This is a genomic window from Acinetobacter sp. YT-02, from assembly GCF_002412355.1.
In the GTDB taxonomy this organism is placed as follows: Bacteria; Pseudomonadota; Gammaproteobacteria; order Pseudomonadales; family Moraxellaceae; genus Acinetobacter; species Acinetobacter towneri.
The window spans coordinates 16,065-32,305 of record NZ_NOZT01000044.1; the positions used below are offsets into that span (position 1 = coordinate 16,065).

Genomic DNA, 16,241 nt, shown 5'->3' on the forward strand with positions numbered 1-16,241 from the left:
GCTAAAGGCTTAGAAATGTGTGAATTTCAGACCAACTTTATAGCTCGGGCCGTATTCTTCGTATTGCGCGTTATAATGACGATTGCCGTTATAGTTGTAATACACTTCATCGGTCAGGTTTTGAGCATTAAAGAACAGCTGGATATTTTTGTTAAAATTCACATGACCGCTCAAATCAACAAACACCTGATCATCGGTATATAAATCTTTTTCTGGCTCATCAATGCCAGAAATTTCATTCAGATAACGGGATTTATAGTTGGCGGCAAGACGCAGACCCACACGGTCGTTTTCCCAGCCGATCATGGCATTACCGACCACTTTAGATTGGCTTGGGAAATTAATGGTTCGGGTCATCAATTCACCATCGACCATACCATCAATATCGGCTTTGGCACGACTGAAGGTGCTGTTGAGACCAAAGATGAAGTTATGCCATTTTTGGCTATAGCCGAGTTCTACACCGTAAATTTTGGCGGATGAACCGTTTTTGAAAGTCATGGCTTCATCAAAATCGATCCAGTCACCAGTGCCTGCAACGTTAGCGTTATAAATAAAGTGATCAATATCTTTATAGAACGCATTCATGGAAATTACGCTGGCATCACCAAAGTATTTCTCTACGCCTAAATCGAAGTTGGAAGCTTCCAGCGGTTTAAGATTTGGATTACCAAACTCGGCTTCATCACCATCAATATAAATCCCCGGTCGAGATTGTTCAAAGTTTGGACGTACCACAGTATTGGTCCATGCGGCTCTTAAAATAGCATCGCTACTCAACTGATATTTAAGATGCAGGCTCGGTAACCAGTGATCATAATCATTTTGGGTCGAAACAGCCGTGCTTTCACCATCCAGAATCCGATAGCCTTGTGTTTCAAAATCGGTATTTTCATAGCGTAAACCCGCAATGACCCGTAACCGATCAAAATCAATGGTATTCATGACGTAAGCGGCATGAATATCTTCCGAAGTTTTATAATCGTTGATGACCGATTCTTCAGCATCTCGCCAGTCATTCAGGTTGAGCTGGGCCAGTTGGTTATGGATCGGGCCACTAGACAAGGTCGGGCCGAACTGTGCAAGTTCATAGTGACCATTTTGTCCAAAATGTGCAGGTAAAGTTTGTAAATCCTCTACTTTCCAGATATCTGTATTATTCGTTTTAGTTCGCTGACTGACTTTTGCACCAAATTTAAAAACAGAAGCATAATCTTTAATCAAATAGTCACGGCTAAGATCAAACTTGGCATTTTTCTCTTTATCTTTGGCAGTACTTTTTTCCCATTCTACTTCATCAAGCTCATACTGTGCCGCATCATAAAAGCTAGCATTACCCTTAACCACGGGAATACGTGTACTTGAATACTCTACATCTTCAAACTCACCTACAAACCCTGCTTCAGCAATACCACCAGGATTCTTTTCTGATGCTTCACTGTAGCCCACTTGTGTTTCTAGCGTCCATTGGTCAAAACGATTTTTGCCGCCTAGTACAAAGGATTTAATTTCCTGGGTTTCTTCACGTTCTTTCAGTTCACGAACTACTTCTGCACTGCCTGGTGTATTTATGGCGAGCGGATCGGAAAATTCAACACCTGCAGCCTGACGGGTTTCATTGTCCTGGAAGCGGCTATATAAGGTACGTAAATAGTATTCACTGTTCTTATTTGGTCGAAAATCGAAATTCAGGCCCGCGCCCAGACGTTCACGTTCAATATCATATTGACGCATTTCTGTTTCTTCGAGCAGGCCATCCTCCCATTTCCCTCCGGTTTCAACGTTATCTGAACCAAAGGTACGCTCTTGCCAACTAAGTGCTGCCGCAACACCAAAATTGTCAGTACCCGAACCTAGACTAAACTTTTGACTGACCGCGCCTGAAACTTTAGGACTATACTCTTCACGTTTATCATCATAACCACCTTCAACCGCAGCAGTATAGAACAGACCGTCATGATCAAAAGCAGATAAACTCTCTACCTCAATTGTTCCACCAAGTGAATTTGCATCCATATCTGGGGTCAACGTTTTGACCACAGCTAATGACTGTACAAGTTCTGCTGGCAAGACATCTAACGCAACACCGCGACGTCCTGCTTCTGGTGCTGGGACTAAGGTGCCGTTAATAGTGACGGTATTCAGATCAGCTCCTAAACCTCGCACAGTCACAAAACGACCTTCACCTTGGTCACGTTCTGTAGAAACACCAGGAATACGTTGTAGTGCTTCAGCAGCGTTGTCATCTGGCAGCTTCGCAATAGCATCGGCATGTACTACACTAGCTATAGAGTTTGATTTTCGTTGTTCTTTCAAGGCTTCATTAATACTTGCTGCTTGACCTACAACACGAACATATTCAGTTTTTGTTTCTGCAGCCATACTTTGACCAATAGCTGTTATACATAAAACTAAGGTAGTGACTTTAAAAGTGAAAGGTGATTTTTTCTTACTGCAGTGAGTGCTCATTTGTTATTTCCCCAAATAGCGCGATGGCTGTTTGTTGAGCACCTTAAATATGCACAATGACTAAATGATGACAAGGAGATAATCCAAGTCTCGCAAAATAAGTTTTCTAGCTCAATTTGAGCTAATTTGATGGGAGATATTGATTTCAAGCCTCGTGTCGAATGACTTAAATGCATGTGAACTATAGAATTAAAAGGAAATTAAGTGGCTTTTTTAAATTTATAGTGAGCTAATTTGAAAGGTTGAAGAAAATATCAGTGCAATGAAATTGTCATCAAATACTGATTAGCTTTATTAAAACGATAACCACACCCCTGCTATGTTAAAACCCTTTCTACACTATCCACGATACTTTTTATTAATTATCACTGTTGCTCTGATCTGCTTAGCTTTATTTATTTTTTTTGGTAGTTTCAAAACTCAAAATGAAATTCAGGTCATTGATATTCTCGGAGAGGGGTTGGCCTGTATACTCGTTTTATTATGGATTTATCTAATTCTTAAAAGTCGCCCAAGAGGATATGTGACGCGCTACTTCTATTGTGGGTTGGTATGTGTATTTTTGGCTTTATGGATGGATGTACTGGATGAATTTATATCAATACCCGACTCACTGATTTGGGATGATTTATTAGAATCATTTACCACACCAATCGGCTTTATTGTAGTTACTGCTGCTATGATTAATTGGCACAAAGAACAATTGGTATTGTCCAAAAAGCTACAGACCAAAGAGCATGTATTTCGCGATCATCGTTTATTTGATGCAATTACCCCCTTGGCAGATGCTCAATACTTTAAACAACAATTACAATATGAAATAAGTCAGCGAAATAATTCAGAAAAAAACATACATTTGATGATGATCAATCTAAAAAATTTAACTTTGATCAATAGACAATTTGGTTTTGAATCAGGTAATCAAGTGCTCTCTATGATTGCTCAGACGATAAGTATGAACATAAGACCTTGTGACTTAGTTTGTCGTTTAGCAGGAGATAAGTTTATTTTGATGTTAATTGATTTGACAGAACTACAAGTCGAAATAATGGCTAGAGAATTACAAAAATGTATTCAGTCACAAATATTTTATACATCTGAAGATTTTCATAAATTTAAAATAGATTGCAGCTATAGCATTAGTCAAGTACATCAAGAAAATCCAGCTGTAGAAATTCAAAAACTATATAAACAAATCAAAACTCAGCAGCATCGAAAGCTAAACAATGTAAAGGTTTCGGTATGAGCTATCAAAACGATCAATTGATTTTACCCACATATCTGGCCCCTGCATTATTGATTGATTTGGCTGAGCAATACGGTGTAAATCCCAATATTATTTTAAAGGGAACGCCCGTTTTTCTTGAGAGTTTGATCACAGAGAATCATGCTGTGAGTTTAGAACAACTGATACAAATGATACGAAATATGCATGAGAGTATTACCCATCCGGAAGTTCAATTTCTGTTTGGGCAACGTTATATTGAAACTTTAACTCACCCTGCCTTAAATGCAATTGCCTACAGTCAGAATATAAAAGAAGCCGTACAACGCTATGTTGAATTTCATATATTCCTAACCCCATGGTGCATTCCCGTTGCATTTTATTCGGAAAAAAAGATCATTCTATTTTGGTTAAATAATCAGGAGATTCATGCTAATTATTTAGCAATTAGTGCTATGACCGCTCTTCGGGCTATTTTGATGAATAGCATGCAAGAGGAATTGAATATTAGTTATAGTTTTGTGGGTGCAGAGCCAAACTTTATTGAACAATTCTGGGAACATCTTGGAGAGGACATTAAGTTTAACAACCTTGTCAATGCCATGCATATCGATATTTGTGAGAGCCAACAAAAGCAGAGTTATCAAACTAGTGCAATGCGTCAAGCTTATTATCGACAAGCAAAGTTGGTACAACAGCAATTAGGATTAGAACTGAGTTTTCTTCAAAAAGTTTTTAATTTTCTTATTCGCAATGTTCACCAAGTACCGAATCTTGAGGAATGTGCTGAATATTTTCAAATGAGTATTGCTAGTTTTAAAAGAAGATTGCATAAACATCATACTAGTTATCAGCAACTATTAGACCAAGCTAGATTATTCACATCAATACAATTAAAAGAATTACATCATTATAGTGATGAGAGAATAGCAAACTATTTAAATATTAATGATATACATAATTTTAAAAGGGCATTTAAGCGCTGGAGTAGCCTAGTTACATCCTAATTGAGCTATTTCTGTTGGGCTGGACTTGGACTGAATAGCAACTTAAGTGTGTGATTCATAGACATCATTTCAATATAATTGGTGTCTATGAACAGAGAAATTCAACAAAGACTCGTATGGGTCAAATTATTTGAAGAGATCAATGATGCTGGCCTAGTCTGTCGGAGATGTGGCATTTCTAGACCAACATTACGCAAGTGGTGGAAACGATATTCTGAGCAAGGTATTGATGGATTAAGTAGTCAGAGTAAACGCCCATTAAAATCTCCAAATACTAAAATCAATGCTGAGCTAGAGGCCTTAATATTGGAAATGCGCTCGGCTAGAAATCTGGGTGCTCGACGTTTGCAAACAGAATTGATGAGGTTGCACGTAGTCTCGTTGTCCTTAGCGACTATCCATAAAGTACTATACACCCATCAAGTCAAACCGATTAAAAAATTCCATCGTAAAGTAGATTTCATTCGTTATGAGCGCCCATTACCAGGCGATAGAATTCAAATGGATACCTGTAAATTGGGTCCTGGGCTATATCAGTACACATCTATCGATGACTGCACACGATATCGCGTTTTAAGGATATATAAACGCCGAACAGCAGCGAATACGCTCGACTTTTTAGATTGCGTAATTGAAGAAATGCCTTTTCCCATACACAGAATACAGACCGATCGTGGGCGGGAATTTTTTGCTGAAAAAGTACAGAAAAAATTGATGAAGCATGGAATCAAATTTAGGCCAAATAAACCAGGTTCACCTCATTTGAATGGCAAGGTAGAGCGTTCTCAAAAGACTGATAAATCTGAGTTCTACGCTACTGTCGATATTAAATCTGAAGATATCCAAGACAAGCTAGCCGAATGGCAGCATTACTATAACTGGATGAGACCACATTCAGCTTTGAAAGGTAAAACACCGATGGAAAGGTACTTTGTATTATGTGAAGAAACCCCTTTCTCTGATGAGGTCCATAAGCAATACAACCCATCAAATGAACGGATTCAACACGCCAATTACAAGATGGATTTAGAGATCGCTAAATTGAAATGTATTAGTTCAGACTTGATCCAAGTCAGCCATTTTTAGCTGACTTGGAAGAGCGAAATCAATTTATTCTTTATAATTTTGAGTACTGTAAAACTCAGTCGGCAAGCGTTTGAGTCCTTGAGTGCTTTTTGCGTACTGTAAAAATGCCTCAGCATAATCTAGTCCGACTTCCACACGACGTTCACCCGTAATCTGTTTAAAACTGTCATAAAAGTCTTGACCATCTGCAAGGAAATTAATGGTAATGACTTGATAGGTTTGGTTTGGATTTAAAGTTTCATATAGCCCTTGAGCATTGCGAACTTTTAAGTTTGATACACGCTCACCTTTATTTTTGGATAAATCTACATCCCACTGTAAACCACCCGCATAAGGATAGCTGCCCGTATTTTTTTTATTCACGACACCATCCATAGCATCCTCGAGTACATTTTTGATCTCTTGACCCGTCGCCTTTAACTGCACCAGCGTATTTTTAAATGGCAATACCGTATAAATTTTCTCTACACTAATATCACCTTGAGGCAAATCTACTCTCACCCCACCCCCATTTTGGATAGAGATATCTGCGGCAAAAAACTTTTTACCCTGCTGCAAAAAAGCTTCCGCAACGAGCTGTTGCACATCACCACCATGCAGATTGGTAAAATCAGATTTATTACAAATATCCCCTAAGCTAGAACGTGATGCGTCTCTTGTTGTTCCTGGCACACGACGCAAACATAAATTTTCTTCAGCTTTAGCCACAATTTCTTTACCCAATAAGTTTTTAGCAACTTTATAAGGTTCTAAAATGCTTAAAGCGGTGGCGTCAGGTTGCACCATGATCAAACTATTACTACGCTCAATATCTTGATGAATAGCATTGAGCTCGGCACTGCTCAATACTGGCGCATTTTGAGCAGTACGTTTAAACTCATTGCCTATTAAAATATTGGCTTTGCCCGTACAGGCTTCAACTTTACCATTCGCATCAAAATTGACTTTAAGTTGCCCCACTGCATACGCGTATTGCCAAGCTTGCACCACACAAACTTGATCACCATCTTTGTTTTTCACCGCGGTTGGATAATCACCTTCTGGGCTCATTCCATAATCTTTTAGCTTTGCATCTGCCAACAAGGTATGTGAGTCACCTCCAACAATAACGTCAACACCAGATAGTTGTGCAGCCAACTCCTTATCCTTTCCATAGCCTAAATGAGACTGCACAATAATTTTATTTATGCCTTCTTGTTTGAGCTGATCGATATATTTTTGAGCAGTTGTTAATTCATCTTTAAAAATCGTATCTGCATTTGGTCGAGAAGCATTTTTGGTTTTATCCGCAATAGATAAACCGATTAATGCAAGTTTTTGCCCTTCTTTTTCAATAATGGTATATGGCTTCACAAGTTCTGTTTGGTAGAGCGCTGAGGTTTTTCCAAACTCGACATTCGCACTTAAGACTTGGGTTTTATTTGTACAATTACCTTTGTTATTTAAGAACCCAATAAATTTATTTAAACCTTCATCGGTATTATCAAACTCATGGTTGCCTAGCGTTAATGTATCGAAACAAACCGTGTTCATGAGATCTGCCTCTGCCTCACCTTCTTTTAAAGTAAAGTAGAGGTCTCCCGTAATGGCATCCCCTGAATGAATTTTGATTGGGTTTTTCTCAGTGCTCGCCAAACGGTTAATCAATGCTGTCACGCGTGCAAAACCACCATTTGCAACCTGGATCTCTTCGCGCTGACCTGACGAGGTTTCAAGCTTTAATTTGATGCTTTCTTCATCTAAATGTGAGTGGCTGTCATTTATGTGCAGCACATTAATTTCCAGTGGTTTGGGTTGAGCGACAGGACTTAGGTCGGTATTGTCTTGACTATCATTATTACACCCAACCAAAAATAGACCAGAAACGACTAAACCGCAGGTCAAACTCGAAACATGCTTGGTTTTATTTTTAAAAATCACGGCTATCCCCATGTGATCATCATTTAAACCTTTATCATGTCGTCCTGCAGTTTCAATCTCATGACATCCTCACTTTTTTCTCATTATTTTTATAACAAATGGTTTAGATTATAATTATTTAATAATCATGCATTTGATTAAGATATATTCATTTTTTGACGCAATAAAATAGGGAGAAATACAAATTTCCCCCTATGATCACAATTATCTAATCAATTTTTAGATTTATCCGTGCTTGATTTATCTCAAAATTTACGTCTGCGCATTGTGGTTGCTAAAACTAACCCCGTTAAAGTGAGCATTGACCATAAGCCCATACTGCCGCCACTGGTTTCGCCTTTATCCATATTGCTTTCTTTCTTATCATTTAAATCCATATCGACAATTACAGGATCATGATCGGAAGAACGGAATGCGTCATCGCTATAAAATGCTGAAATTTGCTCAGCTGTTTTATATTCTTCGTTATAGTCCAAAGCTGTCGGCTCATCCGCATTGATGTGCCATGCAAATGCTCGTTTCACCATTGGATATAAGTTTTCATCAGCAATTGCATGGTCTAAGTTCCCAGAACCGCCATTGCCGTTGGCATCACTTGCGACACCAAAAATATAACTGTACGCAGATTTACCCTGACCAATTTTTTCATCATTCAGTAAAACTTTATAATTAGCTTTTTCTAATGCCTGTATTGGATCTTCTTTCGCATAGCTATTCATGTCACCGACCAGTAAATAGTTCGGGTTATTGACCTTGGTTGGATTGGTTGCAATCCACTGCATCAATTTTTGAACTGCAGTTAAACGCGTAGAATTCCAACAACCTTGACCATCCCCTTGGTCAGCATCTAGAGAGGTTTTATCACTAGGGCAACTTCCTTTAGATTTTAAATGATTTGGCACCATAGTAAAAACCTTACCGCCAGATAAAGCTTGGAAAGTCTGCGCCATGGTGACTCGGTTCTTTTGAGACAGATCGTCATAGACTGCGGCATCGCCCACGGTCTTAACACGCTTGCTGTTATAAATAATGGCAACCGCAATCGCATCTGTTCCTAACGTTGTCATCTTGGGTGGAACAACATATTTCCAATCAGCACCTAAAGCTTTGGTGAGATAAGCGACTGCACTTTTCTCATCATATCCATTATTTGCGATTTCCATTAATCCATAAACGTCTGCATCAATTGCTTTTAAAGCGCTTACAATTTTCTTGTGCTGCTTATTGAACTCAGCTTGTGACGTTGCACCACGTTCTGTAGGGAAACCTTGTGCTGCTCCATTATCATAATTCAATACGTTAAAAGCAGCGGCACGAATTTGCCCAGAATCTTTTGCTAACACTGGTGCTCTTGAATTGGTTTCTTTAATAATTTCAGGCTGTGTTTTATTTAAAATTGGCTGAATACGCCATGCATTGAAGCGATATTCCAAAATCCCTTCGACATTTTTCAACTGATCGCCACTTCTTAAAGTATTTACTGCACTGAAGTTTTGCGGCAGCCATGGCGTTCTATTTTGATTGTTATAGCCATCATCCAAGATAATTTTTGATAATAAATTTTGTTTGGCCAAATTGACTGCTTCAGCAGATTTCGCAGGATATAAATTGGTTGGAATATACAAGCGCCCTAAACTTAATGAAAGTTCACCAAATCGCCCATAATTATAATTTTCACTGATGGTTAAAGTCTGCGGTATCTTGACCAACATGCCTTGATAGCGTTTAGGCGTATTCCCTTCTACATCCGTCAAACTTGAGAATGGTAATTGCATAGGAGTTGCACTCACCAGACTTTCTGCCTGCTGATTACAGGTTTGGATATTACTACTTAGCTGATCGAGCTGTAGCTGATTTTGATAAGCACTTAGACGCCCCTTAAAGATAACTTCTTCACCTACTTTCCCACCAGTCGCAGTACTACTTGTGGGTAAGTAAACAAAGATCGCATTGCTTAATCCAGTTTTGGCTTTGCTATCTGGGGTTTGAATATAGAACCCCGAAAAACCATTTTGGTAACGATAGTCAGCTGTGATAATACCGCGAACAACGTATTGTTGATTCAGTGCAGCAGTTTGCAAGTCTGCAATTGGAGTATCTGCAGTACTACACACTACTTCAGTCAATGGCGACTCAGTATTTACTGCACCCAAATTACTATTGAATGCATTTCGATCAGACCATTTAGACCACTCACTGTCTAAATCAAATGTTGCTGTAGGATCAATCGAAGTTACAGGATTTGAATTTTTAGTACGTGACAAACTATTTTGGTAACTCGTAAATGCCGTCCCCCAACCAGAACCTGGGTCTTCTCCCACTCGACCAAAACGATCAATTGGCGTACCTTTATAGAGCAGAACTAAAGCATCATCTCCATTAAATGAAAGCCCCGCCACTTGATTGACTTTAGTACCAATTTCGGTCTGTAATTCTGAGCGCCCAATAATATACTTTGCTTTACTCGCAAGTGAGCCTTGTAATGAAAAGGTCGCAGACTTGGTGATCGATCCATTGGTAAATTGCTGAATTTCATAATCTTCTAAATTGACTGTACTACTATCAGGATTATAAATTTCTAAACCTTTACGATTAGCAGAACCGTCAATATATTGACTGAACATCAGCTGTGCATAGCTTGGAAATGAACAACCTAACAAAGCTAAGCTGAGACATAAGGTATGTGGTTTTAAAGTCTTCATGTTTTTTAATGTTTGTTAAAATTGCAACTAGACTAATTTTTGTATATGACATCACCATGAATAATTAATGACAGTTTTTCGGACTATAGGCTGTAAATCAAAAACCTTTAGACTCAGCATTAAAAGCTTTTTTAATAGTTTTTCCTCCAAATCTATCCAATAAGATTTGATCTACAACATTTAGTTCAATAATACTCAATGCAGCATCTACCCCAAAGTACCCGAAATGCAACTGTCATCAATTTGTAATAAAAATCGATTATATCTGGTGTGATAATGCAACTTTTCTTTGCGAGTTTATAAATGTCAGACAAAATCAGCTTAAACTATTTAAATGAACTCATTCGTAATGCTGAGAAAAAAGATAAAAAAATTGACAAGATCTTATTAGGCTATAAGGCGTATTATTTTTTTATGTCTGACAGCGAATTCCATAAAGAAGTCACTAACTCTGCCCTTTCACCAAGTAAACGTAAATATAAAAACTATAAAATCAAAGTGACTCAGGACGAATATCAAATTGATTTAAAATTTCAGGAAAAATAAGCAGGATTGCTCTAATTCTCAGGTTTAAACTCTTTATTTATTGACAGCCATTATGATTAAAGCATCAAAAAAGACAATCTAGACATTAGATGACCTGCTGTACTTAAGATCGTTACCCGCCAATTCAACATCATCTGATACAATCAAAATAACGGTTCACGTATCCTGTGAACTCCTGTTTTCTGACCAAATAGCACTCCGATAGTGTCCTCTTAAAATTTATTGGACACTATCGTGGTATTAATGAGTTAGAAAAGTGGGGCTCAGCGGATGCTTACGATTAAACAAACGATCGAGCCATCCGTTACCCTGCTCACACCATGACGAATCAGCTTTAAAGATTACGCTGATTGACTCGTTTAGACAGTTCTTCAGCCGATTCTTTTCGCTCCGAATAACGGTTGGTCAAATAGGCACTCTGACCGCGAGTCAGCAAAGTAAACTTGTACAGCTCTTCCATTACATCAACAATACGATCATATAGCGATGAAGGCTTCATCCGTCCTTCCTCATCAAACTCCAAAAAGGCTTTAGGAACAGAAGACTGATTTGGAATCGTGATCATCCGCATCCAGCGCCCAAGAATTCGCATCTGGTTTACACTGTTAAAAGACTGTGATCCACCGCTCACCTGCATCAAAGCCAGTGTTTTACCCTGCGTAGCACGAATTGCTCCTGCAGCAAGTGGAATCCAATCAATCTGTGCTTTGAAGATTGAGCTCATCGAACCATGCCGCTCAGGCGAACACCAAACCATGCCTTCAGACCAAGCCAACAATTCATGCAGCTCTTTAACCTTTGGATGTTCCAGATCACCATCTTCAGGTAAAGGTAAACCTTTGGGATGAAAGACTTTAACCTCACAACCAAAACGCTCAAGAATTCGCCCAGCTTCCATCACAGCTAGGCGGCTATATGAACGCTCTCTGTTTGAGCCATATAGCAATAAGATACGTGGTGGGTGACTTAGTTCTTTAGCCTGCACTTCCGCAAAAGTTGGTGTCGGTAAAAGATCAGATTCAAGATTAGGGAGTGTCATCTTTGCCTCTTAAGAATTTGGATAATATTTTTTCTTCAGCCACAAGGATACGCTAACCAGTGCAATCAGCACGGGCACTTCAACCAATGGGCCAATAATCGTAGTAAAGGCAATTGGTGAAGCCAAACCAAAGGTAGCAATCGCAACGGCCAACGCTAACTCAAAATTGTTACCTGCTGCGGTAAATGAAATTGCGGTGGTTTTGGGATAGTCATTCCCCATCCACTTACTCATGAAAAAGCTGACAAAGAACATCACGACAAAGTAAAGCGTCAATGGAATTGCAATCCGCAACACATCCATTGGCAAACTCACTACATCACCGCCTTTCAAGCTAAACATGGCTACAATGGTGAATAACAAGGCCAATAAGCTGAGTGGACCAATTTTGGGTAGAAACTGATTCTGATACCAGTCCAGACCTTTGGCTTTCACTAAAGATAGACGCGTCAGGAAGCCCATCAGGAATGGAATCCCCAAGTAGATAAGGACAGCATTGGCAATGGTCCAGAAATCAACATTGATGACATTCCCTTCTATCCCAAAAAATGGCGGCAGATAGGTCAGGAAGAACCAGGCATAACTGCTAAAGAACAGAATCTGAAAAATGCTGTTAAATGCGACCAATGCAGCACCGTATTGATTGTCCCCGCATGCCAGTCCATTCCAGATCAGTACCATGGCAATACAACGCGCCAAGCCAATCAGAATCAGACCTGTCATGTATTCTGGGTAATCACTCAAGAAGACTATCGCCAATACAAACATCAGCACTGGCGCAATCAGCCAGTTCTGAATCAGAGAGAGCGCTAATGTTTTTTTATCCTGAAATACTTTGGGCAAAGCTGCATAATCTACTTTGGCTAATGGTGGATACATCATCAAAATCAAACCAATCGCAATTGGCAAGTTGACTGAATTTACACTCATTGCGTCCAATGCGACGGATGCTTGTGGAAATACCACCCCAATCGCAACACCCAGTGCCATGGCCACAAAAATCCATAGCGTCAGGTTGCGATCCAAAAAGGATAATCCTGGTTTAGACATGATCTGCTCGCTTAAAGATGGGAAATTTGATTAATTTCAGCAATAAGCTGAGGACGGCTCATGTGATGGGTATCTAATGCAAAAAGTGCATCTAAGCGTTTGTTGATATGTTCTACAGTACTTAAAAATGCCTGTAATTTTTCTTGTTCAGGCAAATCTAAATGTGATGGATCAGATAGACCCCAATGTGCTTTGATTGCTCCTCCTAAATACAACGGACAAGCTTCTTGTGCTGCCGCATCACACACGGTGATGACGACATCGGGCTGATACTGTTCACAGGCATCAATCGTTTTACTCGACAAACCTTCGGTAGACAAACCCAGGTTCTGTAAAGTCTGAATGGTTAACGGATGAACTTGGCCAGAAGGTTTACTTCCAGCGCTATAAGCTACCCAACCTTCAGGCGCTCGACTATTAAACAGAACTTCAGAAAGAATACTGCGACAACTGTTACCCGTGCACAGAAACAAAAATTTCATAAAAACTTACTCGCAATGGCTCTGAATCGATAGAGCTGAGGGATCAAATAACACGGGAACATTGCTACGTTTAAGTGTATTCAGAATTTCAAAGCACCATTCAGGTAGTTGTGGGTTAAGACTGTAATACACCCACTGCTTTTGCCGACGGTCATTCAGCAAACCACTTGATCTTAACAGAGCTAAATGCCGTGAAATTTTTGGTTGGCTTAACTGGAGTTTATCTGTCAAATCACAAACACATTGCTCTTCGTTTTCTGCGATAAGCATGACAATACTGAGACGTGTTTCATCAGATAAACATTTAAAAAACTGAACGTGGTCCATAACTGCTCCCATTCTATTATGCAAATATACACATATCCATATATTCAGTAAAGAGTACTCATTATAAAAGTATACCCATATCCGTATATGCTTGCCAGAAAGGGAAAAATTTAAAACTTCTTAACATCTCAAGACACAAATAAAAAAGACCCGTGGCTTATGCCACAGGTCTTTTTTACAGTTTTCCACATACACTTATTTATTTTTTTCAATCAACTCCACAATGGCTTGTGGTTCCAAAACTTTGCCACTTGAAACGATTTGATTATCTATGATCAGACCTGGCGTACTTAACAACCCTGTTTCAGCAATTTGCATCATATCAGTTACATATTCAATTTCTGCCTGAACACCCGTACTTTTTACAGCTTCTTCAGTTGCAGCCAATAAGGCTTTGCATTTACGACAACCTGTTCCTAAAACTTTAATTTGCATCTTTATTCTCCACACTTTTTATAAAAACCAATAACCCAAAGTATTCAGGCTATAACCAACAATCAAGATTCCCACAAAAACAATCCCTACAAACAGGCTCAATAAACGGGTTTTCACCACTTGTTTTAACAAGATTAGCGATGGCAGAGAAAGTGCGGTGACCGCCATCATAAACGCTAAAACCGTCCCCAAGCCAACGCCTTTAGTCACAAGTGCTTCTGCAATCGGCAAGGTGCCAAAGATATCCGCATACATTGGCATTCCGACAATCGTGGCAATCAGTACGGAATACCAGTGTTCTTGACCAAGTAAGGCAGTAATCCACTGCTCAGGAATCCAGTTATGAATTGCCGCACCAATCCCGACACCTATCAAGACATAAAGCCAGACCTTACTAAAAATGTCTGTCACCTGTTCCCAAGCAAATGTACGCCGCTCTTTTGCAGTCATGCTGAAATCTTCATCGTCACCTGAGATTGTTTGATGATGAGTCACAAATTCAGCCACATACTTTTCCATTTTCAAGTAGCTGATTAATGACCCGCCGATGACTGCCAGCACTAATCCAAGTAACACATAGACCAATGCAATTTTCCAGTTAAAGATACTCGCCAATAAAATAATTGAAGCCAAGTCAACAAGTGGTGATGAAATCAGAAAGGAAAAAGTGACGCCTACCGGAAGTCCTGCACGGGTAAAACCAATAAACAACGGAATCGAAGAACATGAACAAAATGGCGTAATAGTACCGAGTAATGCCCCCATGATATTGGCTTTGATTCCTGTCATCCGACCTAAAATCAGCCGAGTACGTTCTGGAGGGAAATAGCTTTGAATATAAGATAATGTATAGATCAACACTGAAAGCAGAATAAAGATCTTGAATACATCATAAATAAAGAAATGGACACTACCACCCAACCGGGTTGCAACGGATAAACCAAATACATTTTCAACGAACCAGCGCACCCCATCCGAGAGCCAGGTCATTTTAAGTAGAACATCATTTAACCAAGCAAAAATTACGACAATGTTCTCCATTTAGATCTCCTGCTCTACACTGATACAAAGTCCAACAGCGTTAGGGGTTTCACCTTTTATTTTAAGCGTCTGCCTTGCTCATCAATGATGACTTCACCATCTTCTTTAGCGAAAGCTTTTAATTGCGGCAAAGGTAGAATATCTAGCACTACTTCAGATGGGCGACATAAACGAGTGCCCAAATCTGTCACGACCAAAGGACGGTTAATCAGGATGGGATGTTCAAGCATAGCATCAAGCAATTGCTCATTTGTCCAGTTCGCATCGTCTAAATTAAGTTCAGTATAAGCATCTACATTTTTGCGTAACACATCACGAACACTTAAACCAGAGTCCTGAATCATTTTAATCAGCTGATCTTTTGATGGTGGCGTAATCAGATATTCAATTACTTCTGGTTCGATCCCCGTGTTGCGAATAAGCGCCAAAGTGTTACGAGACGTGCCACAGGCAGGATTATGGTAAATTTGAACTTTTGGCATTTGATCCATGAGTATAATCTCTTAAACAGACAGCTTTTTATATATGAATATTCAAATATACGCAATATGGAATATATGATTAACTACAAGTACCAATAAATAAGAAAAGCTCCTGAATCAATCAAAAACCTCCCATTTAGGATTGTCAACGGCATTCTAAAATTGACCCCTTTTACCTTACAAATGGCAAAGTAAAATTGACCCCTTTGATCTCGTATTAAATTTCAACCTGGGGCTGAATCCCAATTCTTTTTTTATCCTTCAAACGATAACTCTCACCCGATATTTGTACCACATGACAGTGATGCAGCAACCGATCTAACATTGCAGCGGTCAACGTAACATCATCCGCAAACGACTTAGACCATTGGCTAAAGGGTAAGTTACTCGTCAATATCGTACTGCCTTTTTCATAACGCTTGGCAATCAC

General features: G+C 39.3%; 14 protein-coding genes and 1 pseudogene. 4 read left to right on the top strand and 11 right to left on the bottom strand.

Annotated features, from left to right (window positions below; all coding sequences use genetic code 11):
* Nucleotides 1–9 precede the first annotated feature (9 nt).
* Nucleotides 10–2,382 (bottom strand): TonB-dependent receptor, encoded by a 2,373-nt coding sequence (locus CF596_RS11280; protein ID WP_242439155.1) that lies wholly within the window; start codon nt 2,380–2,382, stop codon nt 10–12.
* 661 nt (nt 2,383–3,043) lie between these two features.
* Here CF596_RS11280 and CF596_RS11285 point away from each other — a divergent pair.
* The 3 genes from CF596_RS11285 to CF596_RS11295 all read left to right on the top strand — a co-directional run bounded on the left by CF596_RS11285 (nt 3,044) and on the right by CF596_RS11295 (nt 5,787).
* A complete protein-coding gene (locus CF596_RS11285; RefSeq protein ID WP_242439156.1) occupies nt 3,044–3,715 on the top strand; it encodes a GGDEF domain-containing protein in 672 nt (223 codons plus the stop codon).
* On the top strand, nt 3,712–4,701 hold the full coding sequence (locus tag CF596_RS11290; protein WP_096902510.1) for an AraC family transcriptional regulator: 990 nt from the start codon (nt 3,712–3,714) through the stop codon (nt 4,699–4,701). Before CF596_RS11285 ends, CF596_RS11290 begins: the two co-directional genes overlap by 4 nt.
* 87 nt (nt 4,702–4,788) lie before the next feature.
* Entirely contained in the window at nt 4,789–5,787 is a 999-nt protein-coding gene (locus CF596_RS11295) for an IS481 family transposase (protein WP_096902511.1), read from the top strand.
* Between the two features lie 24 nt (nt 5,788–5,811).
* Here CF596_RS11295 and CF596_RS11300 read toward each other — a convergent pair whose 3' ends face one another.
* Together CF596_RS11300 and CF596_RS11305 are read right to left on the bottom strand one after the other, a co-directional pair.
* Nucleotides 5,812–7,719, bottom strand: a complete 1,908-nt coding sequence (locus CF596_RS11300; RefSeq protein WP_096902512.1) for a 5'-nucleotidase C-terminal domain-containing protein — start codon at nt 7,717–7,719, stop codon at nt 5,812–5,814.
* Nucleotides 7,720–7,952: 233 nt separating this feature from the next.
* The gene (locus CF596_RS11305) at nt 7,953–10,409 is read right to left on the bottom strand and encodes an ExeM/NucH family extracellular endonuclease (RefSeq protein WP_096902513.1); all 2,457 of its coding nucleotides are present in this window, start codon (nt 10,407–10,409) and stop codon (nt 7,953–7,955) included.
* A gap of 303 nt (nt 10,410–10,712) precedes the next feature.
* Here CF596_RS11305 and CF596_RS11310 point away from each other — a divergent pair, with 303 nt between their 5' ends.
* On the top strand, nt 10,713–10,955 hold the full coding sequence (locus CF596_RS11310; protein WP_017395738.1) for a hypothetical protein: 243 nt from the start codon (nt 10,713–10,715) through the stop codon (nt 10,953–10,955).
* A 334-nt stretch (nt 10,956–11,289) separates the two neighbouring features.
* Here the strand turns inward: CF596_RS11310 and arsH are convergent, their stop codons facing one another.
* From arsH to istB, 8 genes and pseudogenes are all read right to left on the bottom strand, one after another.
* Complete coding sequence (arsH, locus tag CF596_RS11315) at nt 11,290–11,994, bottom strand: arsenical resistance protein ArsH (protein WP_096902514.1); 705 nt, start codon at nt 11,992–11,994, stop codon at nt 11,290–11,292.
* A 9-nt stretch (nt 11,995–12,003) separates the two neighbouring features.
* The gene (gene arsB / locus CF596_RS11320; RefSeq protein WP_004988470.1) at nt 12,004–13,044 is read right to left on the bottom strand and encodes an ACR3 family arsenite efflux transporter; all 1,041 of its coding nucleotides are present in this window, start codon (nt 13,042–13,044) and stop codon (nt 12,004–12,006) included.
* An 11-nt stretch (nt 13,045–13,055) separates the two neighbouring features.
* Entirely contained in the window at nt 13,056–13,526 is a 471-nt protein-coding gene (locus CF596_RS11325) for an arsenate reductase ArsC (RefSeq protein ID WP_004988474.1), read from the bottom strand.
* A 6-nt stretch (nt 13,527–13,532) separates the two neighbouring features.
* The gene (locus tag CF596_RS11330; protein WP_004988477.1) at nt 13,533–13,853 is read right to left on the bottom strand and encodes a metalloregulator ArsR/SmtB family transcription factor; all 321 of its coding nucleotides are present in this window, start codon (nt 13,851–13,853) and stop codon (nt 13,533–13,535) included.
* A 195-nt stretch (nt 13,854–14,048) separates the two neighbouring features.
* A complete protein-coding gene (locus tag CF596_RS11335) occupies nt 14,049–14,288 on the bottom strand; it encodes a thioredoxin family protein (protein ID WP_004988479.1) in 240 nt (79 codons plus the stop codon).
* Between the two features lie 18 nt (nt 14,289–14,306).
* Complete coding sequence (locus CF596_RS11340) at nt 14,307–15,329, bottom strand: permease (protein ID WP_096902515.1); 1,023 nt, start codon at nt 15,327–15,329, stop codon at nt 14,307–14,309.
* 56 nt (nt 15,330–15,385) lie between these two features.
* The gene (gene arsC / locus CF596_RS11345; RefSeq protein ID WP_004988483.1) at nt 15,386–15,820 is read right to left on the bottom strand and encodes an arsenate reductase (glutaredoxin); all 435 of its coding nucleotides are present in this window, start codon (nt 15,818–15,820) and stop codon (nt 15,386–15,388) included.
* A 208-nt stretch (nt 15,821–16,028) separates the two neighbouring features.
* Nucleotides 16,029–16,241 (bottom strand): annotated as a pseudogene (istB, locus tag CF596_RS11350) (IS21-like element ISAba8 family helper ATPase IstB); the annotation flags it as partial.

What these genes read in the sequence shown, in the direction of transcription:
- CF596_RS11280 (WP_242439155.1), bottom strand. Translation starts at nt 2,382, where the DNA reads ATGGCTGCAGAAACAAAAACTGAATATGTTCGTGTTGTAGGTCAAGCA.
- CF596_RS11285 (WP_242439156.1), top strand. Translation starts at nt 3,044, where the DNA reads ATGGATGTACTGGATGAATTTATATCAATACCCGACTCACTGATTTGG.
- CF596_RS11290 (WP_096902510.1), top strand. Translation starts at nt 3,712, where the DNA reads ATGAGCTATCAAAACGATCAATTGATTTTACCCACATATCTGGCCCCT.
- CF596_RS11295 (WP_096902511.1), top strand. Translation starts at nt 4,789, where the DNA reads ATGAACAGAGAAATTCAACAAAGACTCGTATGGGTCAAATTATTTGAA.
- CF596_RS11300 (WP_096902512.1), bottom strand. Translation starts at nt 7,719, where the DNA reads ATGGGGATAGCCGTGATTTTTAAAAATAAAACCAAGCATGTTTCGAGT.
- CF596_RS11305 (WP_096902513.1), bottom strand. Translation starts at nt 10,409, where the DNA reads ATGAAGACTTTAAAACCACATACCTTATGTCTCAGCTTAGCTTTGTTA.
- CF596_RS11310 (WP_017395738.1), top strand. Translation starts at nt 10,713, where the DNA reads ATGTCAGACAAAATCAGCTTAAACTATTTAAATGAACTCATTCGTAAT.
- arsH (WP_096902514.1), bottom strand. Translation starts at nt 11,994, where the DNA reads ATGACACTCCCTAATCTTGAATCTGATCTTTTACCGACACCAACTTTT.
- arsB (WP_004988470.1), bottom strand. Translation starts at nt 13,044, where the DNA reads ATGTCTAAACCAGGATTATCCTTTTTGGATCGCAACCTGACGCTATGG.
- CF596_RS11325 (WP_004988474.1), bottom strand. Translation starts at nt 13,526, where the DNA reads ATGAAATTTTTGTTTCTGTGCACGGGTAACAGTTGTCGCAGTATTCTT.
- CF596_RS11330 (WP_004988477.1), bottom strand. Translation starts at nt 13,853, where the DNA reads ATGGACCACGTTCAGTTTTTTAAATGTTTATCTGATGAAACACGTCTC.
- CF596_RS11335 (WP_004988479.1), bottom strand. Translation starts at nt 14,288, where the DNA reads ATGCAAATTAAAGTTTTAGGAACAGGTTGTCGTAAATGCAAAGCCTTA.
- CF596_RS11340 (WP_096902515.1), bottom strand. Translation starts at nt 15,329, where the DNA reads ATGGAGAACATTGTCGTAATTTTTGCTTGGTTAAATGATGTTCTACTT.
- arsC (WP_004988483.1), bottom strand. Translation starts at nt 15,820, where the DNA reads ATGGATCAAATGCCAAAAGTTCAAATTTACCATAATCCTGCCTGTGGC.